23 protein-coding genes are annotated in these 21,573 nt (G+C 61.8%); 11 read left to right on the forward strand and 12 right to left on the reverse strand.

All coding sequences use genetic code 11. From position 1 onward, the window contains the following. Positions 1 to 16: 16 nt before the first annotated feature. From tilS to AMC99_RS13890, 5 genes are all read right to left on the reverse strand, one after another. On the reverse strand, positions 17 to 847 hold the full coding sequence (gene tilS / locus AMC99_RS09955; protein ID WP_061926145.1) for a tRNA lysidine(34) synthetase TilS: 831 nt from the start codon (positions 845 to 847) through the stop codon (positions 17 to 19). 115 nt (positions 848 to 962) lie between these two features. Beyond that, positions 963 to 1,910 carry a hypothetical protein gene (locus AMC99_RS09960; RefSeq protein WP_061926148.1) on the reverse strand — a complete coding sequence of 316 codons (948 nt, stop codon included), beginning with the start codon at positions 1,908 to 1,910 and terminating at the stop codon, positions 963 to 965. Positions 1,911 to 2,063: 153 nt separating this feature from the next. Next, the gene (locus AMC99_RS09965) at positions 2,064 to 2,894 is read right to left on the reverse strand and encodes a helix-turn-helix domain-containing protein (protein WP_061926151.1); all 831 of its coding nucleotides are present in this window, start codon (positions 2,892 to 2,894) and stop codon (positions 2,064 to 2,066) included. Between the two features lie 161 nt (positions 2,895 to 3,055). Beyond that, positions 3,056 to 5,326, reverse strand: coding sequence for a phosphoenolpyruvate--protein phosphotransferase (ptsP, locus tag AMC99_RS09970; RefSeq protein ID WP_061926153.1), 2,271 nt, complete (start codon positions 5,324 to 5,326; stop codon positions 3,056 to 3,058). A gap of 114 nt (positions 5,327 to 5,440) precedes the next feature. Further along, positions 5,441 to 5,599, reverse strand: coding sequence for a YdcH family protein (locus tag AMC99_RS13890; RefSeq protein WP_083440140.1), 159 nt, complete (start codon positions 5,597 to 5,599; stop codon positions 5,441 to 5,443). Between the two features lie 175 nt (positions 5,600 to 5,774). On the opposite strand from AMC99_RS13890, the gene AMC99_RS09975 reads away from it, so the two are divergent. Next, on the forward strand, positions 5,775 to 5,972 hold the full coding sequence (locus tag AMC99_RS09975) for a YdcH family protein (RefSeq protein WP_061927916.1): 198 nt from the start codon (positions 5,775 to 5,777) through the stop codon (positions 5,970 to 5,972). Positions 5,973 to 6,092: 120 nt separating this feature from the next. Further along, positions 6,093 to 6,581, forward strand: coding sequence for a DUF1465 family protein (locus AMC99_RS09980; protein ID WP_061926156.1), 489 nt, complete (start codon positions 6,093 to 6,095; stop codon positions 6,579 to 6,581). A gap of 13 nt (positions 6,582 to 6,594) precedes the next feature. On the opposite strand, the gene glpK is transcribed toward AMC99_RS09980, so the two are convergent. Next, positions 6,595 to 8,064, reverse strand: a complete 1,470-nt coding sequence (gene glpK / locus AMC99_RS09985) for a glycerol kinase GlpK (RefSeq protein ID WP_061926159.1) — start codon at positions 8,062 to 8,064, stop codon at positions 6,595 to 6,597. Between the two features lie 61 nt (positions 8,065 to 8,125). Here glpK and AMC99_RS09990 point away from each other — a divergent pair, with 61 nt between their 5' ends. The 6 genes from AMC99_RS09990 to AMC99_RS10010 all read left to right on the forward strand — a co-directional run bounded on the left by AMC99_RS09990 (position 8,126) and on the right by AMC99_RS10010 (position 13,236). Continuing rightward, entirely contained in the window at positions 8,126 to 8,995 is an 870-nt protein-coding gene (locus AMC99_RS09990) for an MBL fold metallo-hydrolase (protein ID WP_061926162.1), read from the forward strand. Next, a complete protein-coding gene (locus tag AMC99_RS09995) occupies positions 8,980 to 9,678 on the forward strand; it encodes a DUF4230 domain-containing protein (protein ID WP_061926166.1) in 699 nt (232 codons plus the stop codon). Before AMC99_RS09990 ends, AMC99_RS09995 begins: the two co-directional genes overlap by 16 nt. 78 nt (positions 9,679 to 9,756) lie before the next feature. Further along, positions 9,757 to 10,524 carry a hypothetical protein gene (locus AMC99_RS10000; protein WP_061926169.1) on the forward strand — a complete coding sequence of 256 codons (768 nt, stop codon included), beginning with the start codon at positions 9,757 to 9,759 and terminating at the stop codon, positions 10,522 to 10,524. Between the two features lie 95 nt (positions 10,525 to 10,619). Further along, positions 10,620 to 11,621 carry a quinolinate synthase NadA gene (gene nadA, locus AMC99_RS10005; RefSeq protein ID WP_061926172.1) on the forward strand — a complete coding sequence of 334 codons (1,002 nt, stop codon included), beginning with the start codon at positions 10,620 to 10,622 and terminating at the stop codon, positions 11,619 to 11,621. 104 nt (positions 11,622 to 11,725) lie between these two features. Continuing rightward, positions 11,726 to 11,887, forward strand: coding sequence for a hypothetical protein (locus tag AMC99_RS14005; RefSeq protein ID WP_157058297.1), 162 nt, complete (start codon positions 11,726 to 11,728; stop codon positions 11,885 to 11,887). A gap of 29 nt (positions 11,888 to 11,916) precedes the next feature. Next, complete coding sequence (locus tag AMC99_RS10010; RefSeq protein WP_061926175.1) at positions 11,917 to 13,236, forward strand: DUF2254 domain-containing protein; 1,320 nt, start codon at positions 11,917 to 11,919, stop codon at positions 13,234 to 13,236. On the opposite strand, the gene AMC99_RS10015 is transcribed toward AMC99_RS10010, so the two are convergent. Both AMC99_RS10015 and AMC99_RS10020 read right to left on the reverse strand, forming a co-directional pair. Then, a complete protein-coding gene (locus tag AMC99_RS10015; RefSeq protein ID WP_061926177.1) occupies positions 13,237 to 15,033 on the reverse strand; it encodes a DUF885 domain-containing protein in 1,797 nt (598 codons plus the stop codon). It abuts the gene before it with no gap. After that, positions 15,030 to 15,989 carry a DMT family transporter gene (locus tag AMC99_RS10020; RefSeq protein WP_061926180.1) on the reverse strand — a complete coding sequence of 320 codons (960 nt, stop codon included), beginning with the start codon at positions 15,987 to 15,989 and terminating at the stop codon, positions 15,030 to 15,032. The genes AMC99_RS10015 and AMC99_RS10020 overlap by 4 nt, the downstream gene beginning before the upstream one ends. Before the next feature lie 69 nt (positions 15,990 to 16,058). On the opposite strand from AMC99_RS10020, the gene AMC99_RS10025 reads away from it, so the two are divergent. Beyond that, positions 16,059 to 17,150, forward strand: a complete 1,092-nt coding sequence (locus AMC99_RS10025) for an alkene reductase (protein WP_061926182.1) — start codon at positions 16,059 to 16,061, stop codon at positions 17,148 to 17,150. Positions 17,151 to 17,171: 21 nt separating this feature from the next. Here AMC99_RS10025 and AMC99_RS10030 read toward each other — a convergent pair whose 3' ends face one another. Then, on the reverse strand, positions 17,172 to 17,468 hold the full coding sequence (locus tag AMC99_RS10030) for a hypothetical protein (protein WP_061926184.1): 297 nt from the start codon (positions 17,466 to 17,468) through the stop codon (positions 17,172 to 17,174). After that, the gene (gene lipB / locus AMC99_RS10035; RefSeq protein WP_061926187.1) at positions 17,465 to 18,136 is read right to left on the reverse strand and encodes a lipoyl(octanoyl) transferase LipB; all 672 of its coding nucleotides are present in this window, start codon (positions 18,134 to 18,136) and stop codon (positions 17,465 to 17,467) included. Before lipB ends, AMC99_RS10030 begins: the two co-directional genes overlap by 4 nt. A 74-nt stretch (positions 18,137 to 18,210) precedes the next feature. On the opposite strand from lipB, the gene AMC99_RS10040 reads away from it, so the two are divergent. Then, entirely contained in the window at positions 18,211 to 19,029 is an 819-nt protein-coding gene (locus tag AMC99_RS10040) for a DUF7847 domain-containing protein (protein ID WP_157058298.1), read from the forward strand. Between the two features lie 3 nt (positions 19,030 to 19,032). Here the strand turns inward: AMC99_RS10040 and AMC99_RS10045 are convergent, their stop codons facing one another. Next, positions 19,033 to 19,659 carry a class I SAM-dependent methyltransferase gene (locus tag AMC99_RS10045; RefSeq protein WP_157058299.1) on the reverse strand — a complete coding sequence of 209 codons (627 nt, stop codon included), beginning with the start codon at positions 19,657 to 19,659 and terminating at the stop codon, positions 19,033 to 19,035. A 172-nt stretch (positions 19,660 to 19,831) separates the two neighbouring features. Between AMC99_RS10045 and AMC99_RS10050 the strand changes: the two genes are divergently transcribed. Next, positions 19,832 to 21,148 carry an MFS transporter gene (locus AMC99_RS10050; protein WP_232301373.1) on the forward strand — a complete coding sequence of 439 codons (1,317 nt, stop codon included), beginning with the start codon at positions 19,832 to 19,834 and terminating at the stop codon, positions 21,146 to 21,148. 22 nt (positions 21,149 to 21,170) lie between these two features. Here AMC99_RS10050 and AMC99_RS10055 read toward each other — a convergent pair whose 3' ends face one another. Continuing rightward, entirely contained in the window at positions 21,171 to 21,515 is a 345-nt protein-coding gene (locus AMC99_RS10055; RefSeq protein WP_061926194.1) for an arsenate reductase family protein, read from the reverse strand. Positions 21,516 to 21,573 lie beyond the last annotated feature (58 nt).

The raw sequence follows: 21,573 nt of genomic DNA on the forward strand, positions 1-21,573 counted from the left end.
GGCGCGTTGGGCGATGTCAGTGACGTCGCGGGGGTTCGCGCCGCAGCCTCCACCCGTCCTTCGTCACGCTCGCAAGAACTCCGGCCAGATTGCCGGAACCGCCATGCTCCAGGGTATCGAGCAATTTCGCGACATCGCCGCCACGCGGCTCTCCACCAAACTCGATGATCGCGCGTTCGAGCACCGCCAGCCTGATCGCGCGCGGAGCTTGGGGAACATATAGCAAGGTATCGTCGCGCCGTTCGACCTGCCTGTCCCATTCACATTCGACCATCCAGTCGAGAGCTTCTTTCGCATCGGCCAGATTGCTCGCGCTTTGCGCCAATGACGCTGCGTCGATCCAGTCGCTTTCCGCCAGTGCCTTGCGAATCCGGACGCGGTCGAAACGGTCATCGCTGTTGGACGGATCGGCAACCGGTTCGATCCCGAAATCCGCTACCAATTGCGCAAGGTCGGCTTTTCTCCAACCGAGCAGCGGACGGATCAGGCGGTGGCCTGATCCGGGAACTTTACCCACCGGTCGAACCCCGGCGAGGCCGGACAGGCCGCTCCCCCGGTTGAGCCGCATCAGAATGGTTTCCGCCTGATCGTCAGCATGGTGAGCCGTCGCCAGAACCGACAAACCGTTTTCGTCCATCCAGCTGGCCAAGGCTCGATAACGTGCCGCGCGTGCCTGGCTCTGGATATTTCCTGCGCGGACTTTGACGGCGAGTGTGGTGTGGGCAATGCCCAGGTCATCACAGACGCCAGCGACGAAACGGCATTCCGCCGCGCTTTCTGCCCTCAGGCCGTGGTCAACGCTCGCAACTTCGAATTCGCCCGGATACGCCGCATGCATAAGCAGCATCAGCGCAAGACTGTCCGGACCGCCCGACACGGCGAGCCCGAGCCTTCCCTCACCGTTCCAGACAGCATCCAGATCGGCGCGAAACCTCTCGATCAGTTCGGGTGCGAGCGACCTATCAATTGCAGGTCACTATCCGCCGGTTCGCCTCGTACTGGTCCTTGAGACGGCCGGTCGCCAGCGCCGGATAGGTTTCGCCGAATTCAGCCAAGGCGATGCAGGCGCGGTTGGTGTCGCCGAGAGCGATCATCGTTTCCGAAAGATAGAGCAGGCTGTCGCCTGCGCGGCGCCCGCCCTTGTCGCTCTGGTAGTTCTTGAGGAACCACGGCGCAGCCTCGCGCGGCATCCCGTCGTCCAGATAGGCGCGGCCGAGCAGGTTACGGCCATAGGTCGCCATGGCATGGCTCGGATATTTTTCGAGGAACAGCGTCAGCTGCTGGCGCGCTTCTGGAAAAAAGCCTGCATCCCAGAGACGGAAGCCATAGGAATATTCATCGTCGCCCGGATCGTCTGTCTGCGGCTTGGTGATTGCCTGCACCGCAGCGAGTCGTTCCGGGCTGGGACCGCTCGGTTCGGCAGGCTTCGGAGCAGGCTTGGTCGCCGGCTTCGACACTGCCGGCTGCGACGCACCACCGGTCATGGCACTGAGATTGGCTGAAGGTGCCGTCGGGCCTGCCGCCTCGGTCGTCGCGGCGCCGGTGGTAACTTCCAGGGCTGCAAGCCGCGTGTTCAACTGGGCGATCGAGTTCGCATTCTCTTCGCTGCGCGCGGTCAGGCGCTGCAACTGCCCCTCGATCGCGTCGAGGCGCGAGAGAATATCCGTTACCGCTGTGGTCGAATTCGAAGCAGCGACATTGCTGGTTGGCGTCCCGGCCGTGATTTCGGGCTGGAAGAAGCGCCCGTCACCGCCCGGGAACACCTGACGCTGGATCGCGCGAATTTCGGCCTCGATCTTGCGCAGGCGAGCTTCCTCTTCCTTGTCCTGCGCCCCGGCTGGGACAGCCATGGTTGCCATGGCTGCAGCGGCCAGAACAGGACCGAAAAATTGAGTGAAGCGTTTCGACATCGCTCTTGGCTCCTCAGAACTTTACAATTGCGGCCGCATTCGGCGCGTTTTCCGAACGACAGCGATAAAGGCGCGGGATGAACGCGCCCGGAATATGTGGCGAAGCGCGCGCCCCAAGTCGAGAACGCGCGCCGCCTTATCCGTGGGAAATCGTCAGTTGAGTGCAGGTGTCGCCTCACCAGCCGGGACCTCTGCCCGGGCAAGCAAGGCAGCTGCGGAAACGGGGGCATCACCGATTACCACCGGCTCCTCCGCCAGCTTCGGCACCTGTTGCCCGCCGATGGTAATCGCCAGTGCATCGGGCCGTCCGGTATTGATGCGCGGCTGTTTCGCTGCGGCCGGCACTTCGTAGCGCTCACCCGAATCCATCAGCTTTTCGAGCAGCTTGTCGCCACCTTCGTCATAGAAGCGTACCCAGATGCCATCTTCCAGGGCGGTGAAAACAACCTGCCCGTTCGAAGGAATGGCAGCCTTGTCAGATTGGGCAGCATCGGCTGGCGCTGCGGCCACCTGTTCCGTCACTGCAGGGGCTTCGACCTGCAATGGATCGGGACCGGTTCCGGCGCCGTAATAGGTCGAGTAGAACGCGATCGCACCCGCCACCAGCAGGATCGCCGCGATACCGCCAGCCCATGCAAGTCCTGCCGAAGGGATCTTTGCCGGATCGCCCGGTTCGAAAGTGGAGCCCCGTTCGCGATAGCCGTCACCCTCGACAGCCAGTTCCTCGCGCACCTTGGCGACGATTTCCTCGGCATCGAGGCCCAGCATCTTGGCATAGGTGCGGGCGAATCCGGTCGCATATGTGCGAGCCGGAAGGTTGGCAAAATCGCCTTCTTCCATCACTTCGAGATGGCGAACCGGGATGCGGGTCTCAGACGCGACCTGATCCAGAGTGAGGCCCTTGGCCTCGCGAGTTTTACGTAGAATTGTCCCGGCACCGTCGCGTGATGGCGTTTCGGCTGCCAGAGTGTTGTCCCCGTCCATGACACGACCCTATAGCGAATTTTTTATTGCGGCGCAGAAAAGATGTGCTGCATCGCAGTGTCAAGCAGCACGTCGTGCGTTCGTCTCCGCAATCGGACGAGATGCGCGAATTGCGCGGCAGATGCGGCGAAAATGCCGCAATCCTGCCGGTTTCAGGCGAATCAATCGATGTCGATGTCTCGCTCTCTCGCCCAGGATTCCAGCTCGGCCCTGAGGTTGAGGGAAGGATCGGCGAGCCATGTGTTCATCGCTTCGCTAATCTCTTTCAGATCGACCTTGCGGACCAGCTCCTTGATCGGGCCGATCGCGGCAGGCGTGATAGAGAGGCGTCGGTAGCCGATACCGAGCAAAGCCAGCGCATCGAGCCTGCGCCCGCCCATCTCGCCGCAGACGCCGAGATCGACATCGTAACCGACTGTCGCGAGCTGGATCCGCCGCAGGAAGCGCAGGATCGAGTGGCTGAGCCAGTCGTAGCGCTCGGCGAGTTTCGGATTGGCGCGGTCCGCTGCGAGCAGGAATTGCGTCAGGTCGTTGGTACCGATGGAAAGGAAGCTGAGCCTTGGCAGCAGGTCGTCCAACACCTCTGCCAGCGCGGGCACTTCGAGCATGGCGCCGTAGCGGATTGATTCCGGCAGGATCTTCTTACGCGTTTTCAGGTAACTCAGCTGGTCTTCGAAAACCTGCTTGGCCGCATCGAATTCCCAAGGCTCGGAAACCATCGGGAACATCACGTAAAGCTGCCGTCCGGCCGAAGCCTCCAGCAACGCCCGCGCCTGTACCTTGAGCAGGCCCTCGCGTTCGAGAGCGAGCCGCAGAGCCCGCCAGCCCATCGCCGGGTTTTCATCGAACTCGGCCACTTCATCGCGCAGGTAGGGCACCGCCTTGTCGCCGCCGATATCGACGGTGCGGAAGATCACCGGCTTTTCACCCGCTGCATCCAGCACATCGCGATAGAGTCGTGTCTGGCGGTCGCGCTGGGGCAAGGTGGCGGAAACGAGGAACTGGAATTCGGTGCGGAACAGTCCGACACCGTCGGCGCCAGTCATGGCGAGCGCGCTCATGTCGTCGCGGAGGCCGGCGTTCAGCATTACCTGGATGCGCGTTCCGCAACGAGTGAAAGGTTCGACATCGCGCAGGCTGGCATAGGCGGCCTGCTTCTCGCGCGAACGGGCGAAACGGTCGTCGAATGCAACGCCGACCTGCGCCGTGGGGCGGATTGTCGCGGTGGCGTGATCGGCATCGAGCAGGATCTCGTCACCCTCGCGCACCAGCCCGCGGATACCGCGCGCACGGCCGAGCACGGGCACGCCCATAGCGCGGGCGACGATCACGACGTGCGCCGTCAGCGAACCTTCTTCGAGGATGACACCCTTCAGCCGCCGCTTGTCGTATTCGAGCAGTTCGGCAGGCCCGAGGTTCTTGGCAAGCAGGATCGTGTCGCGTCGAAGACCCTGGCTCGCAGCCGTGCCCAGTTGCCCCGACACGATGCGCAGCAAGCGGTTCGCCAGATCCTCGAGGTCGTGCATCCGATCCATCAGCAATGGATCGTCGATTTCGCGCATGCGCATACGGGTGCGCTGCTGGACGCGTTCGATGGCCGCTTCTGCGGTCAGTCCGCTGTCGATCGCTTCGTTGATGCGCCGCGACCAGCCCTCGTCATAGGCGAACATCTTGTAGGTCTTGAGGACCTCTTCATGTTCCCCGCCGACCCCAAATTCGGCCTGGCTCGCCATGTTGTCGATCTGCTCGCGCATCTTGTCGAACGCTCGGTAAACGCGCTGGCGCTCGGCTTCGATGTCTTCGGCCATTACCTGGTCGATGGTGATACGAGGCTGGTGAAACACCGCATGGCCGCTTCCCAAACCCTTGACCAGCGCCAGGCCGGCCACCGTCTGCATACCGGTGAGGCTTTCTGACAGGCCGCCGGTTTCCTCTTCGTCGATCAGCCCGGCATTGGCGATCAGTTCGGACAAGACCATTGCGGTCGTCTGAAGCGCTTCGATTTCGACGTCTTCATAGCGACGCGGCTCTACATGCTGGACGTTCAGCGCGCCGACTGCGCGTTCGCGATAGACGATCGGAACGCCGGCGAAGGAGTGAAACTTGTCTTCGCCCGTTTCCGGCCGGTACTGGAAGTCGGGATGAGCCTTCGCCTCTGCGAGGTTCAGCGTCTCGACATTCTGCACCAGCGTGCCGGTGAGACCTTCGCCGATGGCCATGCGGGTGACGTGGACAGCGCTCTTGTTCAGGCCCTGCGTTGCATAGAGTTCGAGCATCCCCTCGCGAAGAAGGTAGATCGAGCAGACCTCGCTATCGAGGCTTTCGCCGATGATCTCGACCACGCGGTCGAGCTTCCCCTGCGCATGCATGCGCGAGGCCATGACCTCGTGAAGTCGGGTAAGAATCTGGCGGGCGGCGAATACAGCTGACATGTCGGAATGCGACTATAGCACCCGTTGGTAAAAGCGAAATGCAACAAATGTTTCGGCACACTCGCCCGCGCTTTCAAAGCGGGCGAGGTGCTATTTGGCGGAAAGATCTCCGCGTCAGGCTTGCGCGATTTCCTGCTTGATCTGCAGTTTGCGCTTCTTGAGTTGCTGGATCATCACATCGTCTGGCGCGGGCCGGTTCATTTCCTCGCGCAGCCGGGCCTCGAGACCGGCGTGCTTGGACTGTAGCGCGGTGACGTGGGACGATGATGCCATCTAGGTTCTCCTTAAGAGGTTGCGACCCCCTTCGAAGCGACTCGTCCAAGCGCGGACGAACCGCGAATTGTCATCAAAACACATGATGCCTATTGAGGTAAAGGACTTTGCCGATAGTAAACCGGCGCATCCGGACAAGCGTGCCAGAAACCGGATCAAACGAAGGGTGCTGCGAGTGACCGACGAAGAGATGCGCAAGCGGCTGGAATTGCTGCGCACCGAACACCGCGATCTCGATGCGGCTATCTCAGCGCTTACCGACGCGGGGTCGACGGACCAGTTGCAGATTGCGCGCCTGAAGAAACGCAAATTGCGTCTGAAGGACCAGATTTCCTTGATCGAGGACAGCCTGCTTCCCGACATAATCGCCTGATTTGCGTCGTTTCGCCGGGCCAAATGTGTGCCACGGCGGGACAGCTTTCGAGAAGCCTAGGGATATTATGGTTGATTCACTGGCGCGCGAGTCTCGCGGTGAATAGATTCCGTCCGATCAATGGCCCAGACTAGCAACCTTTCCCGTCCGATCATCGAGGCGCTTTACAGCGAAGCCTTGCTGCTGGCCGACGAAGTACGTGCGGTCTTCGCACTGGGCATGAACGACCTTCCCGCCGATACCAACGATCACCTGCGGCTTGCCTTGTCGAGCGAGGGGCTGAAGGCGACCACCCGCATGATGCACGTGCTGGCCTGGCTGCTGAACCAGCGAGCCTATTTTTCCGGCGAACTGACCGAAAGCCAGCTTCGCAAGCACAGCAAGCTTCCCGAAGACCGACCGTCCCGCGACGAAGACATGGACCTGCTGGAAGAGCCGACCCGTGAACTGATCGAAGACACGATGCGGCTGCACAACCGGATCGCCCGCCTCGACAGCGCCTGGCGCGATGATTTCGAAGTCCAGCCGACCGTGCGCCGCCTGCACGAACGATTGGGTCAGGCGCTGCTGAAACGCGAAATCCAGGCCGGCAACGAACGCCACGGCTGACGCCGGCGCGCGTTCAGGCTGCGGCCAGCGCTTTCCTCCATCGGGCAAGTCGTTCGGCGCGAACACCGTCTTCCATATGCGGAGAGAACCGGCTCAGCGTCCCGCGCATCTGCTTGGCCGCCGTCGGCAGGTCCTCGTAGAGACCCGCACCGACTGCAGCGAGCATCGCTGCGCCGAGCGCGGTCGTCTCGACGAATTCGGGGCGCTCGACAGTCAGGTCGAGAAAATCTGCAAGGTCCTGAGCCATCCAGTCGTTGGCGCTCATCCCGCCGTCGATCTTGAGCTTGCCCCAAGACGCGCCGTCGGCGGCAAAGGCTTCTGCCAGGTCGAATGTCTGATGCGCCATGGCTTCCAGCGCGGCGCGCGCCACTTCGGCCTTGCCGCTGTGAAAACTCAAACCGGTGATGACCCCTCGAGCCTCGGCACGCCAGTGCGGAGCACCCAGCCCGGCAAGGGCCGGGACTATGGTGACGCCGCCAGTGTCCTCGATGGAGCGGGCAAGCTCCTCCGTCTGCGCGGCAACATCGACGATGCCGAGGGAATCCCTCAGCCATTGCACTAGGCTGCCCGCAACGAAGACCGACCCTTCGAGTGCATATGTCCGCTTTCCGCCAAACTGGTACAGGACAGTCCCCAGCAGGCGATGGTCAGAGACCGGAATGTCGCCGCCCATGTTCGTAAGCACGAATGCTCCCGTGCCATATGTCGCCTTGGTTTCGCCCGGTTCGAGGCAGGCCTGCCCGATGGTCGCCGATTGCTGGTCCCCGGCGAGGCCCGTGATCGGAATCGCCTGGCCGAACAATGCTGCATCGGTCTCGCCGAACGGTCCGGCGTTATCGACGACCTCGCCCAGCGCCGCGGTCGGCACACCGAAAAGTTCGCACAGCCTGGGCTCGAAACCCTCGTCGCCGAGCCCCATCAACAAGGTGCGGCTCGCATTGCTTGCATCGGTCAGATGTGCGCCGCCGGTCAGCTTGAACATCAGCCAGCTCTCGATCGTGCCGAATGCCAGACTTCCGGCGTCCCTTGCTGCCCGAACCGCTTCAAAATTGTCGAGCATCCAGCGCATCTTGGTGCCCGAGAAATAGGGATCGAGCAGCAGGCCGGTCTGGCGTTGCACCTCGGCCTCATGCCCTGCTGATCTCAGGCTCTCGCAGAAATCGGCTGTCCGGCGATCCTGCCAGACGATGGCGCGACAAAGCGGATTGCCGCTTTGCTTGTCCCAGGCGACAACCGTTTCCCGCTGGTTGGTGATGCCGATGCAGGCAATGCGATCTGCGCCGCCTGCCTTCTCTATCGCCTGCCGAGCGCAGTCGAGGGTGCGGAACCAGATCTCGTCTGCGTCGTGTTCGACCCAGCCCGCGCGCGGATAGTGCTGCGTTATATCCTGCTGTGCGCTTCCGTGGAAACTGCCGTCCAGGCCGAACAGCATCGCTCTCGTCGAGGTTGTCCCTTCATCGAGAACGAGAATGAATTCGGACATTTGAGCTCCCATACCGCAGCGGTTGCGTGACTTCTGCCAGCTTCGTCGCCATATGCAAGCCATGGCCCTTCCACCAGAACCCTGGCCGACCGGTGTCGCGGAACAGCTCGAGCCGCTGGTTCGCCGCGTGCTTGCGCCCAATCCCTCGCCGTATACCTATACCGGCACACAGACATATATCGTCGGCGCCGGTGACCGCGTGGCGGTGATCGATCCCGGACCTGCGGACCAGGCGCATATCGATGCGATCATGGCTGCGGTCGGCGATGCCGAGATTGCCGCGCTGATGTGCACCCACACGCACCGCGACCATTCGCCTGCCGCCGCCCCGATCGCGGCAATGACGGGCGCTCCGGTGGTCGGATGCGCTCCGCTTGTGCTCGATACCGACAGGCCGCGCGCGGACGAGGCATTCGACCCGACCTATGAGCCAGACCGTGTTCTGGAAGATGGAGAGGCGATGTCCGGACCGGGCTGGACGCTGCGCGCGATCCATACGCCCGGGCATACGTCAAACCACCTGTGTTTCGCGCTCGAGGAGAGCGGTGCGCTCTTTACCGGAGATCACGTGATGGGCTGGTCGACCAGCGTCGTGATCCCGCCCGACGGGGACATGGGCCTCTACATGAAGAGCCTCGAGAAGCTGCAGGAGCGCGAGGACACGATCTATTACTCCGCGCACGGCGAACCGATTACCAAGCCGAGGCAACTTGTCCGCGGCATGATCGGCCACCGCCGCCAGCGCGAAAACCAGATCTTGCGCCTGCTGGGCGAACAGGCTCGCCCGATCCCGGCCTTCATTCCCGACATGTACAAGGGGCTGGACCCGCGACTCCACAAGGCGGCCGAGATGAGTGTCGAAGCGCATCTTCTCGACCTGGAACGCCGCGGAATGGTCGCCCGTTCGGAGGACATATGGCAGACGATCTGAAATCGAGCGGTCTCGAACCGCAGGTGGCGCTGCCATTGATGCGGGACAAGCCGCTGGCGCAGGTGCAGGCCGTTCCATGGCTGATCGTGATCCTCCTGCTTGCGGCGACCGCATGGCTCGGTTGGAAAGCTTTCTTCGAAAAGGAAGAAGGCGACCCAGTGGCAAGCGCCATGCTGGCCTTCCAGAAACAGAATTCGCTGACCGTTTTCTCCTCCCGCTTCGAGGTCGTCGCGGAAAGCATCGACACGCGAGGGATAGCCGGCTTCGACCTCCTCAAGTCGCGGCAGGCGGCAATCATCCCGGCCACCGTCGAATATCGGCTCGACCTGGCGCAGATGGACCGAGACCGGTTTGCCTGGGACGCCGAAAGCGAAACCCTTTCAGTAACGCTCCCGCCGCTGCGGATTTCGCGGCCCAACCTCGACGAGGCGCAGGCGCGGATCTTCACTGAGGGCGCCTATGTCACGCGCGACGCCAGCAGCGACCTGTCGCGCAATAATTCGGCGCAGGCGGAAAAGCGCGCATCCGTTTTTGCCAAGAACCCGCAGGTGCTCGCCCTCGCCCGTACGGCGGCAAAGGAAGCGGTGAGGCAGAACCTCGCCATCCCCTTGCAGGTGTCAGGCTATGAAAATGCCAGCGTCACGGTGATGTTCGAGGGGGAAGATCCAAAGTCGGGAACTTGACCCCGACCCATACGGTCGGCAAATTCGCCCGATAAAACAGGTGGTCGCTTGAATTTTCCGGGGGGAGGAAACAAGCCGATGGCAACAATCGCACATGAGCCGACCGGTATGGCCGGCGAACACAAGTTCTTCATGATCGCGAGCTGGCTGCTCGGCGTGATGACCGTTGGCGGTTTTGCCATCAACGCAGCGATGGGCCGATCCAGCTTCGATGTCCCCGCAGTCTATCACATCCATGCATTCTTTTTCGTTGGTTTCGTGGCGCTCTACATCACGCAGGCGACGCTCGCCGCGCGCGGGAATAAGGCCTTGCACATGCGGCTGGGCCAGGTTTCGGTAATCTGGATACCGCTGATGCTGGCCGCTGGCGCATGGCTCACGTTCAAGACGTTGCAGGTTCTGGGCGGACCGCCTTTCTTCGACCAAAGCGAATTTCTGGTCGTGAACCTGTTCCACCTTGCGGCTTTCGGCGGGCTCGCCTTTGCTGCCCTGCGGATGCGCAAGCAGAGCGACTGGCACAAGCGATTGATGTTCGGGGCGATGGTGACCGTCAGCGCCCCCGGAATTGCGCGATTGCTTCCCCTGCCCTTCGTGATCCCCTGGGTCTTTCCCGTACTGTTCGGTGTCATGTCGCTGTTCATCCTTGCAGGGATGATGATGGACCGGCGCGTGCACGGCAAAGTCCACAAGGCCTGGTGGTGGGCGCTGCTCGTCCCGCTCGCAGCCATGGGAATTGGCGAAGTTATCGGCGCGACCAGTTATGCCCGGACATGGGTTGCAGGTCATGTCGCAGGCACGCCCGGCGACGAGCGCCCGGCAGAAGCGTTCCTGCCGCCCGGTATGTAACCAGGCGCACCCGACATTCGAAGGAACGCACTCGCCTTGCCGTGTGTTGCCTCTATAGAGGGGACGAAACCCCCTGAAGCAGACGGGAAAAGCGAATGAGTATCGAGACGAAAGTGCCTGCCGGCGAGGACCTTCTCGCGGAGATCGACCGCCTGCGCAAAGAGCGCAACGCAGTCATCCTGGCGCACTATTACCAGACCAGCGATATTCAGGACATTGCAGACTTCGTCGGTGACAGCCTTGAATTGAGCCGCAAGGCGGCCGAAACCGATGCGGACGTTATCGCTTTCTGCGGGGTCAAGTTCATGGCCGATACGGCCAAGATCCTGAGCCCTGAAAAAATCGTCGTCCTTCCCGACATGGACGCAGGCTGCAGCCTTGAAGACAGCTGTCCGCCCGAAAAATTCAAGGCTTTCCGCGAGGCGCATCCCGATCACATCGCGCTGACCTACATCAACTGCTCGACCGAAGTGAAAGCGCTCTCGGACGTCATCGTCACCAGCTCCAGCGCGGAAACCATCCTCGCGCAGATCCCCGAAGACCAGAAAATCATCTTCGGACCGGACCGCCACCTCGGCGGGTACCTGAGCCGCAAGTTCAACCGCGAAATGCTGCTGTGGCCGGGCGTATGCATCGTGCACGAAGCTTTCAGCGAAACCGAACTGCTCAAGCTGAAGGAACAATATCCGGGCGCGCCGATCGCAGCACATCCCGAATGTCCGCCGTCAATCATCGATCACGCCGATTACGTCGGTTCGACCAGCGGCATCCTGCAGTTCGCGCAGACCTTCGAAGGTGACACGCTGATTGTCGCGACCGAGCCGCACATCATGCACCAGATGGAAAAGGCGCTGCCGGAAAAGACCTTCATCGGCGCGCCGGGTGCCGACGGCAATTGCAGCTGCAACATCTGCCCCTACATGGCGCTCAACACGATGGAAAAGCTCTATGTCGCGCTCCGCGATCTGGAACCGCGGATCGAGATCGAGGAAGGGCTGCGGTTGAAGGCCAAGCAGAGCCTCGATCGCATGCTGGAAATGACAAGCGGCACCATCGGCAAGGGAGACCTGGGCGAGGTGCCGTTCAAGGCCGATTGATGAGCCTGACGGCGCGGGTTCTCAACGGCCTCAAGGGATGGCGTTTTTCGGGAACGCCCGATCAGGGAGAAGCGCTGCCGCATTGACCGTGCAATTACTGGACTGTGTGCGGCGATAGCGAGGGCTCGGTCACCCTGCGCGATCCGATCTATGGGTATCGCCGCGAGTTTTCGGTCAGGTCCGGCATCCATCGGGGCGAGAGGCACAGTTTTGCCTTCGCAGAAGTATCGAACGGCGTCTTCGTCGTTTTCGAGCGGGTCGGATAAACTCGCGCAGTGGTGCGTTTGCATTACCGATGACCGCTGACATCCGTTTCTTCTGGGCGCGCCTCAACGCCAATTACTGGTTTTACCCGGCGCTGTTTTCGCTTTCGGCTGCGATCCTCGCGCTGGTGATGATCTGGCTCGACCGGAACGGGTTTGCCGAATTCCTGAACGAAGTGAACTGGCTCGTGCCCTCGCGGCCCAAGGGCGCGGCTGACATGCTGACCGTTATGGCAGGCAGCATGATCGGCGTTGCCTCGACCGTCTTTTCCATCACGATTGCAGCGGTTGCCTATGCCAGCGGCAATTACGGCCCGCGCCTACTCACCAACTTCATGGAAGATCGCGGCAACCAGCTGAGCCTAGCGACCTTCATCAGCAGCTTCGTTTATGCGCTCGTCGTGTTACGCGCCGTCCGGGCAGAAGACGAAACGCCCGCGACTGGGGCAGACGCCGCGGCGACCGCCCTGCCCGGTTTCACGCCCCAGCTATCGCTGCTCGTCGCCTATGCGTTGATGGCGATCTGCGTCGCTGTGCTGGTCTATTTCCTCAACCACATCCCCTCTTCGATCCGCATCAACAAGGTGCTGGAAGGAATCGGCTCGCGCCTGCTGGATGCTATCCGTGAGACCTACCCGGTTGAAGACACCTTCTCCGATGCGGTCGAGCAACCCGGCGGAGAACCGCTGACCGCGTGGGAAACGGGCTACGTCCAGCTTATCGATTTCGAGGACCTCGAACGGATCGCCCGCGACTGTGGCTGCACATTCTCGCTAAAGGTCAGGACGGGCGACTTCGTCCATCGTGACCTCCCGCTGATGGAGATCAAGGGCTGTACTCCGGAAAAGATCGAAAGCCGCGTTCGCGCTTGCTTCACGCTTGGCCCCTCGCGCACGCCCGAACAGGACCCGCAGTTCCTGATCGATGAACTGGTGGAGATCGGCCTGCGAGCCCTTTCTCCCGGTATCAACGACCCTTTCACCGCGATCACGTCATTGCACTGGCTCGGCGCGGCGACATCGGAAATCGGTCGACGCGACCTGCGCAAGGACATCTGCGGCGAAGATGCCGAGAACTGCCCCGTCATCCCGCTTCCCGACGGTTTCCAGCACTATGTCGATCGGGGGTTCGGTGCCATCCGAAGCGCAGTGGCCAGCTCGCCGATCGCCTCCGAAGTGATGCTCGATACGCTCGCCAACGCAGCGATCCCGATGAAGGATTCAAGGCGACGCGAAATCCTGCGCGACCAGAAGCACCTGCTCGCGGAACAGGCGCGGCTGGTACTGGTCGGTGCGGATCTCAAACGCTTCGAACGTCATGCAGCCGATTTCGACGCACGATTTGGAAGGTAGCTATTCGATAGGAAGGTCGAACAGCAGGGCGCGGGCGTATTTCACCGGCGGCGAACCATGGGCGAGGATTTCGTTATGATAGGCGCGCTGGTCGAACTGTGATCCGAAGCGTTTCTCTGCCTCTTCGCGCAAGGCAACATGTTCGGAATAGCCGGTGAAGTAGCTGAGCAGCTGGGTCGAACCGAGGTTGGCGCGGGTCCACTTGCCAGCAGCCTCACGCTCTTGCTGGAAGCCGCCTTCCATCATCAATGTCATCGCTGCTTCCCGGTCCATCCCTTCCGTGTGGATGCCGATGTCGAGCAATGTGTTGATGATCGCGCGCAGACGGAATTTCAGGCCGTTGAGCAGGAAATAGCGGCCCTGCTCGGTCTCGATACCGCCGAGATAACCTTCATCGGCCATCACTTTTTCCGAATAGACAGCCCAGCCTTCGACGAAGGGGCCGCTGCCCAGGACCGAACGCAGCAGGTTGTCGTACTTGTTCGAATGATCGAGTTGCAACGCGTGGCCCGGAACGCCCTCGTGGATGGAGAGGAGGTGCAACATCGAAATGTTGTATTCCTTCAGGAAGCTGGTCGCCTGCTCCTCGCTCCAGTCGTCGGGGATCGGCGAGACTGCGTAATAGGCGGCCAGATCGCGCTGGAGCGGTGGCGGCGCATCGAGATAGGCAACGGCATTGCCCTGCCAGAATTCCGGCATGGTGATGATCTCGACCTCGCCGTCCATCGGGTCGATGAAGCCTTTTTCGTTGGTGAAGGCAATCGCTTGGGCCAGCGTGGCGCGAGCGGCCTCTTCCAGCCCGTCACGCGGGGCGCGGTTTTCGTAACTTTTTTCGAGGCCGCATTCGATCACGGCCTGCTGCCGCGCCGCCGCATTGCGCGCTTCTATCGATCCGCAATCGCCGATCTTGGAAGCAACCGAAAGCATGTGAGCACGGGTTTCCGTATAAGCCTGCTCTGCCCGTGCCTTCAGCTGTGAAACCGACATCGAGCTCTGCAAGGCATAGGCCATCTTGGCGGCGTATTTTTCCGAACCGAGCCGGAAATCGCCCTTGGCTCCCGGGACGACCACCTCGTCGAGCCATTCCTGATGTTCTCCGATAGCCTTTACCAGGCCCTCCTTGGCAGCATCATACCGCGTCCGGTCGAGACCATTGGCCTCGATCTGCGGTTCGATCAGGCCCTCGACGATGGCGAGAATGCCGGCATTCTGTTTCGACACGGTTTCGGCGTGGATCTTGGGGACCCGAGCAACGTCGATCTGACGCCGCGCGCTGGCAAGCATCGCCGGAAGCTTCTCCATCCGGTCGACGATGTGATCGAAGCGATCGGGAAACGGTGCATAGTCGCGCGCAACGAGGCCATAGAGCGAATAGGATGCAAGATCGTTGTAATACTGGGGATTCCATGCCCATTGCTGCTCTGTATCCATGCTCCAAAGCTCGTATTCGAGCGCGTTCTTGAGAAGCATGTAATCGACCTGGTTCTCCCGGCTGAGCGCGCTCTTGTCGATCGTCTTAAGCGCCTCGAGCATTGCCTGCGACATGCGCTTTTGCGCCGCCCGGCCTGTCGCTGAAACATCGGGCAGGTCGCTATCGCGCGAATGATCGCCAAGCTGCGTTGCAGCGACCGGATTGAGCGCGATCATCCCGTCGATGTAGCGTTTGCCGAGCGCTTCAAATGCCACATCGGCGACTTCGCCCTGCGCCTCTGCCCGCAATTCTTCGGTAACCGGATAGCTGGCGCATCCGGCAAGCGCGAGGTTGGTCGATGCGAGGGCAAGGGCGGCTAGTTTCATGGTCTTTCCTCTCCTAGGGGAGTTGGCGGAGTAGCATCCAGTGTCGCGGCGGTCGATGGCGCGTCATCACGCCGGGCAACGCGTGCCAGGACGAGCGCCGAGCCGAGCATGACCATCCCGGCAATATCGATGAAGGCGAGCGCTTCGCCGAAGATCAGATAGCCATACAGCGCGGCGACGGCCGGCTGCGTCAGCAGCGCCAGGCCAATGATCAGCGGCGGAAAATGGCGCAAGGAAAAAACCAGCAAGCCCTGCCCGATCAGCTGGCTGCTGATGAAGAGCGCCACGATGGGGCGCCAGTCGGTCGGCCAGAACGGCTCGCCATTCGCCAGCGAGATTGCAAGCAGCAGTGGGCTTGCGAAAATGCTGACCCAGACCAGCAGGCTCCATCCCCCGATCGTGCCGCGCGCGTTCTGCAGCGTCAGCAGGTAAACTGCATAGAGCAACCCCGCGGTCAGGCAGAACAGATCCCCGATGAGTGTCGTCACGGAGATTTCGAGGCTGCGCCCCATCAGGATGGCCGCACCGCCAAGCGCGCTCACGATCGCGAGTATTTCAAGCCTTCGCGGCAGGCTGCGCGCAATGATGAAGCCCCAGACCAGCAGGACAATGCTGCCGGCGTTTCCGAACAGCGTCGCATTCCCGACCCGGGTGCGCTCGATACCGACATGCCAGCTCGCAAGGTCGAGCCCGAAGGTGACTGCGCCCAGCGCGACCAGCATCAATGTGCGGCGAGGGATCCCGCGCAAGGGTTGGCCGCCGATTCGTGCAAACAGGACGAGGAAGGGGAGCGCCAGCGACAGCCTCCAGAATGCAGCGGAAACGGGACCTGTGTCTGCGAGACGGACGAAAAGCGGGCCGAGAGCAAGCGCGATATTGCCAGCCAGCAGCGCGGCGAGCAGCAGCCACGCGCGCGGCGACGCCAACGCTGGTTTTTCACCCCCGGAGTTTTTCATTGTTGCGCCCTAGCCCTGCAATGCCCAAGTGCGAAGCCGAAAACATCGACACAGCGAGAGGACAGTTCATTGAACGAAGCACTTTTCCAGCCGATCACCCTGGGGGCGATCGAAGCCAAGAACCGAATTTTCATGGCACCGCTGACGCGTGGCCGTGCAGCTGAACCGCCGTTCGTTCCCAATGACCTCATGGCTCTCTACTATCGCCAGCGTTCCGGCGCCGGACTGATCATCAGCGAAGCGACCGGCATCAGCCGCGAAGGGCTGGGCTGGCCATCGGCCCCCGGCATCTGGAGCGACGAACAAACCGAAGCCTGGAAGCCGGTGACGCAGGCTGTCCATGAAGCTGGCGGCAAGATCGTGATGCAGCTCTGGCATATGGGCCGCATCGTCCATCCCTATTTCCTGGGCGGCAAGCCTCCGGTGTCGGCCAGCGCCACCACTGCGCCCGATCACGCGCATACTCCTGAAGGACGCAAGCCCTACGAACAGGCCCGCGCTCTCGACAAGGACGAGATCCCGCGCGTCGTCGAAGACTATCGCAAGGCAGCCGAAAACGCGAAGAAGGCTGGCTTCGATGGTGTCCAGCTGCACGGCGCGAATGGCTATCTGGTCGACCAGTTCCTTCGCGATGGCACCAACCTGCGCGAAGACGAATATGGAGGCAGCCCGGAAAACCGCACCCGCTTCATGCGCGAAGTCCTCGAAGGACTGGTCGATGTCTGGGGAGCCGATCGGGTCGGCATCCGCCTGTCTCCTAATGGCGAGACGCAGGGCTGCGACGACAGCGATCCGGCTGCAACCTTTGGCGCTGCGACCAAGGTGATCGAGGAATTGGGCCTGGCCTTCCTCGAACTGCGTGAACCGGGCCCCGACGGCACGTTCGGGGCAACCGATGTGCCGAAGCAAAGCCCGCTCATCCGCTCGCTTTATTCAGGGCCGCTCGTCCTCAACAGCGATTACGACGCTGCGCAGGCGGTCGCCGATGTCGAGGCCGGCAAATGCGATGCGATCAGCTTCGGCCGGCCCTACATTTCCAACCCTGACCTCGCCGAAAGGATCAAGGCGGGTGCGGAGTGGGCGCCCAACAAGGACGTGCCCAAGAGCTGGTATTTCCCCGGCCCTGCCGGATACACCGATTACCCGACGATGGACGAATAAGACGCGGTCAGGGGCCGCTGCTCAACCTTCTTCCGGTTCGGCAGCGGTCTCTTCCGTTTCGGGAGCGGCTTCGTCTTCCGATTGCGACGCATCAGCGTTGCCAGTCGCCGCAGTGTCGGCCGGTTTCGCGGCTTCCTTGAGCGGCGGGGACTGCGACTTCAATTCGCCCAGCGGCAACATGTCGTCGCTGATCGAACCACCCAGAACCTCGCCCTCTGCCTCCTTGGCATCGCCGGTTTCGCGGGCGATCTCGGACTCGTCATTGCAGGCTGACACCAGCAGCAATACCGGCATGGCGAATGCCGCGAAGTTTTTCATGAACAGCTTCCCTTGTCCTTGGCGAGTGCGGCCAGAAAGCCCGGCGCACGCGCGATCAATGCTTCGTCCCATTGTTGCGGCGAAATGTCGATCCCCAGCCGCGCCAGGCTGGTGACCCCGAATTCTTCGATGCCGCATGGCACGATTCCGCCGAAGTGCGACAGGTCGGGGTCGATATTAACCGAAAAGCCGTGCATCGTGACCCAGCGGCGGACCCTGACGCCAATCGCGCCGATCTTTGCCTCACGCCCATCGATGTCCCGGGTCCAGATGCCCACGCGGCCATCGACCGCCCAGCTCTCGACCCCGAAATCGGCCAGCGTCGCTATGACCCATTGCTCGATCGAATGGACGAAACAGCGCACGTCCTTGCCCCGTTTGGTGAGGTCGAGAAGGACATATCCGACCCGCTGTCCGGGACCGTGATAGGTATAACGGCCTCCGCGCCCTGCCTCTACGACCTCGAATCTCGGGTCGAGCAATTCGGCTACATCCGCGCTCGTCCCGGCCGTGTAGACGGGCGGATGCTCCAGCAGCCAGACGAGTTCGCGCTCCTCGCCTGCGGCAATCGCGGCGTTGCGCCTCTCCATCTCTTCCAGCGAGACGCGATAGGGCACCTGCGCGGTTTCGCGGCGCCATTCGATCACATCTGTGGTGCATTCGGACATGCCGGATTGCGTGGGGATATTGATCGCGCTTATCAAGAGGCAAATCAGCCATGCGCGAAACGAGGGGAATATCGATGAAACTGGACATGGGTCGTGCGTGGAATTCGGCAACGGCCATGCTTGCCGCCAACAAGAGCATGATCGCCGTCGTGGCAGGCGTGTTCTTCTTTCTCCCCTACCTCGCGCTCAGCCTGCTTCTGCCGCAAACCATGGCGGCAGCGCAGCCGGGTGACGATCCCGAACAGATCTTGGCGGCGCTCACTGCCATGTATTCGACATACTGGTGGGCTTTCCTGCTGGTCAGTGTCGCCCAGATCATCGGCATGCTGGCGATCCTCGTCCTGATGTCGGACCGCTCTCGCCCGACCGTGGGAGAGGCACTATCGCGCGGTGCCAAGGGGTTCCTCCCTTACTTCCTGTCGCAAATGCTGGCAATTTTCGGCCTGATGGTCGTGCTGGGCATTCCGATCGGGATTGCGAGTGCAGCCGGCGCTCCTGCAATCGTTGCTCTTCTCGCCCTGATAGCGGCGGTGATCGGCGTCTATGTGATGGTGAAGTTTTCGCTCGCGGCCCCTGTCGTCGCTGCCGAAGGATTGATGAACCCGGTCGCTATCCTTCGCCGTTCATGGGCGCTGACCAAGGGCAACAGCCTGCGCATCTTCGGCTTCTTCCTCCTGCTGTTCATCGCGATCATGGTCGTCACCGCAGTCGTGACCATGGTGCTCGGTGTTCTGTTCGCAGCAATCGGCGGACAAGTGGAGCTGATCGGCAACGGCGTGGTTTCCAGCCTGGTGAACGCCGTCTTCCTGCTGATCTTCTACGCTGCACTCACTGCAGTGCATCGCCAGCTTGGCGGGCCGACGACTTCGGAAGTGAGCGAAACCTTCGAGTAACGGCTACTCGGACTTCCATGCCCAGAACAGTTTGCACGGCAGGATATTCAGCCATTCGAAGCCTTCATCGATGCGCTCGAAATGGGGGCGCATCACCGACAGGCAGGCAGCAGTGAACTGATACACCAGAAATGCCCCGCCGGGGCGGATCACGCGGTGTGTTGCCGCCCCGATGGCGGGAGCGACGCCTGCCGGAAGGGTCGAGAACGGCAAGCCTGAAAGCACGTAGTCCGCATGGTCGAAGCCATTATCGCGGACGATCTGCTCGACATTTTCTGCCGAGCCGAGCACCGCGCGGAAACGTTTGTCGCGGATCGTTTTCTGCAAGTACTCGATATAGAGCGGGTTGGTGTCGATCACGATCAGGGTCGCATCGCCGCTTAGCCGGTCGAGGACGGGGCGACAGAACGTGCCGATGCCCGGGCCGTATTCGACGAACAGATTGCAGCTACGCCAGTCGACCGGCTCCAACATGCGGCGGACAGTAAAGCGCGAGGACGGGATGATCGAGCCGACCATGCGTGGGTGTTCCATGAACCCCCGGAAGAACACCGAACATTGCGCGGCATAAAGTGCGAAACGATCTCGCCAGCCGCCTCTTTCGCCGATTGCCAGACCGTCTGAATTCATTCGGTATTGTCCCCGATGCCAAAGCCACGGGCCTCGCAGATGCGTCGATCCATTGCAAGCACGTCAAAGGAGGTCTAGCGCCGGTCCGGTCATGTCAGAAGCCGATCCGAGAGAACCTCAAGGTACCCAGGCGGTAGCACCCCCCGCCCATCGACCGATTTCGCGCGAGCGGATGATCCTTCTGTTCCTCGTGATGCTCGTGACTGCAGCCGGAAACACGGCGATGCAATCGGTCATGCCGTCCATCGGTACGGCCCTTGGCGTTTCCGACGTATGGATCAGCCTTGCCTACACCTGGTCAGCGCTTTTGTGGGTCATCTGTGCCCCGATCTGGGCCCGTCGGTCCGATCGCAGGGGCCGCAAGGCAATGATGGCGATGGGGCTTGTCGGCTTCATATCCTCGATGGCGCTGTGCGGCCTCGTGCTGTGGTTCGGTCTGCATGGCTTCCTGTCGGCAGTAATGACGCTGCTGTTCTTCGCTGCCGCGCGCAGTCTCTACGGCGGTTTCGGCTCTGCCGCTCCGCCCGCCGTGCAGGCCTATGTTGCCAGCCGTACGCCGCGCAGCGAACGGACACAGGCCCTCGCCCTGATTGCATCAAGTTTTGGCCTGGGTACGGTCATCGGTCCGGCGCTCGCTCCGCTGCTCGTATTTCCAGAGACAGGTCTTGTCGGCCCGTTCTTCGCCTTCGCGCTGATCGCTGCGGTCGTTCTCCTGGCGCTGCGCCTGAGGCTTCCCAACGACGACCCGACTTTTGCCGCCCGGGGCGCAGTTGTCGCTGCGCCTTTCAGTGCCAGCTCGAACTCCAACCTGCGCGATAGCAACGACGACGATGATGATGAGATCGGGGAACATGACCAGAGCAGCGAAGCCTCGCTGACGCAGGAAATCCCCGACCTCAGCTGGCGCGACCAGCGCTTGCGCCCATGGCTTGTCGCAGGCCTGCTCGGTGGCCATGCCCAGGCCGCGATGATGGGCATCATCGGGTTTTTCATTCTCGACCGGCTCGGACTGCGCGAAAATCCCGATGCCGGTACCGGCCCCATCGGGCTTGTCCTGATGTGCGGAGCGATCGCGACCCTCCTGGCGCAATGGGGCCTTATCCCGATGCTGAAGCTTGGTCCGCGCTCTTCGACGATGTGGGGTGTGGCGCTGGCTGCAATCGGTACGGTTTTCTTCGCGGTGGCGCACGACCTTCACGCGATTGCCGTCGGTTTTGCGATCGCATCGCTTGGCTTCGGCCTTTACCGCCCGGGTTTCACCGCAGGTGCTTCGCTGGCCGTGCGGCGCATCGAACAGGGCCAGGTGGGCGGCATCGTCGCTTCGGTCAACGGCGCAGCCTATGTCGTCGCGCCAGCCATCGGCGTGTGGCTATACGGCCATCACGAAATCATCGGCTTCGCGACGATCTGCCTGCTTTGCCTCGCCGTCTTCGTCCTCGGGTGGAAACAGCTCGATCACGACGAAGTGCTGACAGAGCCAAAGAGATAGCGCCGTATCGGCGGGACCCGGTTCAGAGGATCTCGAGAACCTTGTCCTGAGGACGGCAAAGTCGTGTGCCCTTTTCGGTCTCTACGATCGGGCGTTCGATCAGGATCGGGTCTGCAGCCATTGCAGCCAGGACAGTCGCGTCGTCCGCCGTCGGCAAGCCCCGCTCTTCGGCATCGGTTCCCCGGATGCGAAGACCCTGCTGAGGAGTGATCCCGGCATCGCGATAAAGTTGCGCGAGCTTCTCGGCGGACGGTGGCTCTTTCAGATATTCCACGACGATCACATCGACCGACGAGAGGTTTTCGAGGATTGCGAGCGTCTTGCGAGAGGTCCCGCATTTGGGGTTGTGCCAAATTGTCGCCTGCATCTGTGCCGCCTCTCGATATCCGGTTCTTCAGAGTGTGATCGATTGATCCGCTCGTCCC

Origin of the sequence: Altererythrobacter epoxidivorans (genome assembly GCF_001281485.1) — a bacterium.
In the GTDB taxonomy this organism is placed as follows: domain Bacteria; phylum Pseudomonadota; class Alphaproteobacteria; order Sphingomonadales; family Sphingomonadaceae; genus Erythrobacter; species Erythrobacter epoxidivorans.

Bases quoted from the DNA above. Each gene is read 5' to 3' on its own strand.
- tilS (WP_061926145.1), bottom strand. From the start codon at position 847: ATGCTGCTTATGCATGCGGCGTATCCGGGCGAATTCGAAGTTGCGAGC.
- AMC99_RS09960 (WP_061926148.1), bottom strand. From the start codon at position 1,910: ATGTCGAAACGCTTCACTCAATTTTTCGGTCCTGTTCTGGCCGCTGCA.
- AMC99_RS09965 (WP_061926151.1), bottom strand. From the start codon at position 2,894: ATGGACGGGGACAACACTCTGGCAGCCGAAACGCCATCACGCGACGGT.
- ptsP (WP_061926153.1), bottom strand. From the start codon at position 5,326: ATGTCAGCTGTATTCGCCGCCCGCCAGATTCTTACCCGACTTCACGAG.
- AMC99_RS13890 (WP_083440140.1), bottom strand. From the start codon at position 5,599: ATGGCATCATCGTCCCACGTCACCGCGCTACAGTCCAAGCACGCCGGT.
- AMC99_RS09980 (WP_061926156.1), top strand. From the start codon at position 6,093: ATGGCCCAGACTAGCAACCTTTCCCGTCCGATCATCGAGGCGCTTTAC.
- glpK (WP_061926159.1), bottom strand. From the start codon at position 8,064: ATGTCCGAATTCATTCTCGTTCTCGATGAAGGGACAACCTCGACGAGA.
- AMC99_RS09990 (WP_061926162.1), top strand. From the start codon at position 8,126: ATGGCCCTTCCACCAGAACCCTGGCCGACCGGTGTCGCGGAACAGCTC.
- AMC99_RS09995 (WP_061926166.1), top strand. From the start codon at position 8,980: ATGGCAGACGATCTGAAATCGAGCGGTCTCGAACCGCAGGTGGCGCTG.
- AMC99_RS10000 (WP_061926169.1), top strand. From the start codon at position 9,757: ATGGCAACAATCGCACATGAGCCGACCGGTATGGCCGGCGAACACAAG.
- nadA (WP_061926172.1), top strand. From the start codon at position 10,620: ATGAGTATCGAGACGAAAGTGCCTGCCGGCGAGGACCTTCTCGCGGAG.
- AMC99_RS10010 (WP_061926175.1), top strand. From the start codon at position 11,917: ATGACCGCTGACATCCGTTTCTTCTGGGCGCGCCTCAACGCCAATTAC.
- AMC99_RS10015 (WP_061926177.1), bottom strand. From the start codon at position 15,033: ATGAAACTAGCCGCCCTTGCCCTCGCATCGACCAACCTCGCGCTTGCC.
- AMC99_RS10020 (WP_061926180.1), bottom strand. From the start codon at position 15,989: ATGAAAAACTCCGGGGGTGAAAAACCAGCGTTGGCGTCGCCGCGCGCG.
- AMC99_RS10030 (WP_061926184.1), bottom strand. From the start codon at position 17,468: ATGAAAAACTTCGCGGCATTCGCCATGCCGGTATTGCTGCTGGTGTCA.
- lipB (WP_061926187.1), bottom strand. From the start codon at position 18,136: ATGTCCGAATGCACCACAGATGTGATCGAATGGCGCCGCGAAACCGCG.
- AMC99_RS10040 (WP_157058298.1), top strand. From the start codon at position 18,211: ATGAAACTGGACATGGGTCGTGCGTGGAATTCGGCAACGGCCATGCTT.
- AMC99_RS10045 (WP_157058299.1), bottom strand. From the start codon at position 19,659: ATGAATTCAGACGGTCTGGCAATCGGCGAAAGAGGCGGCTGGCGAGAT.
- AMC99_RS10050 (WP_232301373.1), top strand. From the start codon at position 19,832: ATGATCCTTCTGTTCCTCGTGATGCTCGTGACTGCAGCCGGAAACACG.
- AMC99_RS10055 (WP_061926194.1), bottom strand. From the start codon at position 21,515: ATGCAGGCGACAATTTGGCACAACCCCAAATGCGGGACCTCTCGCAAG.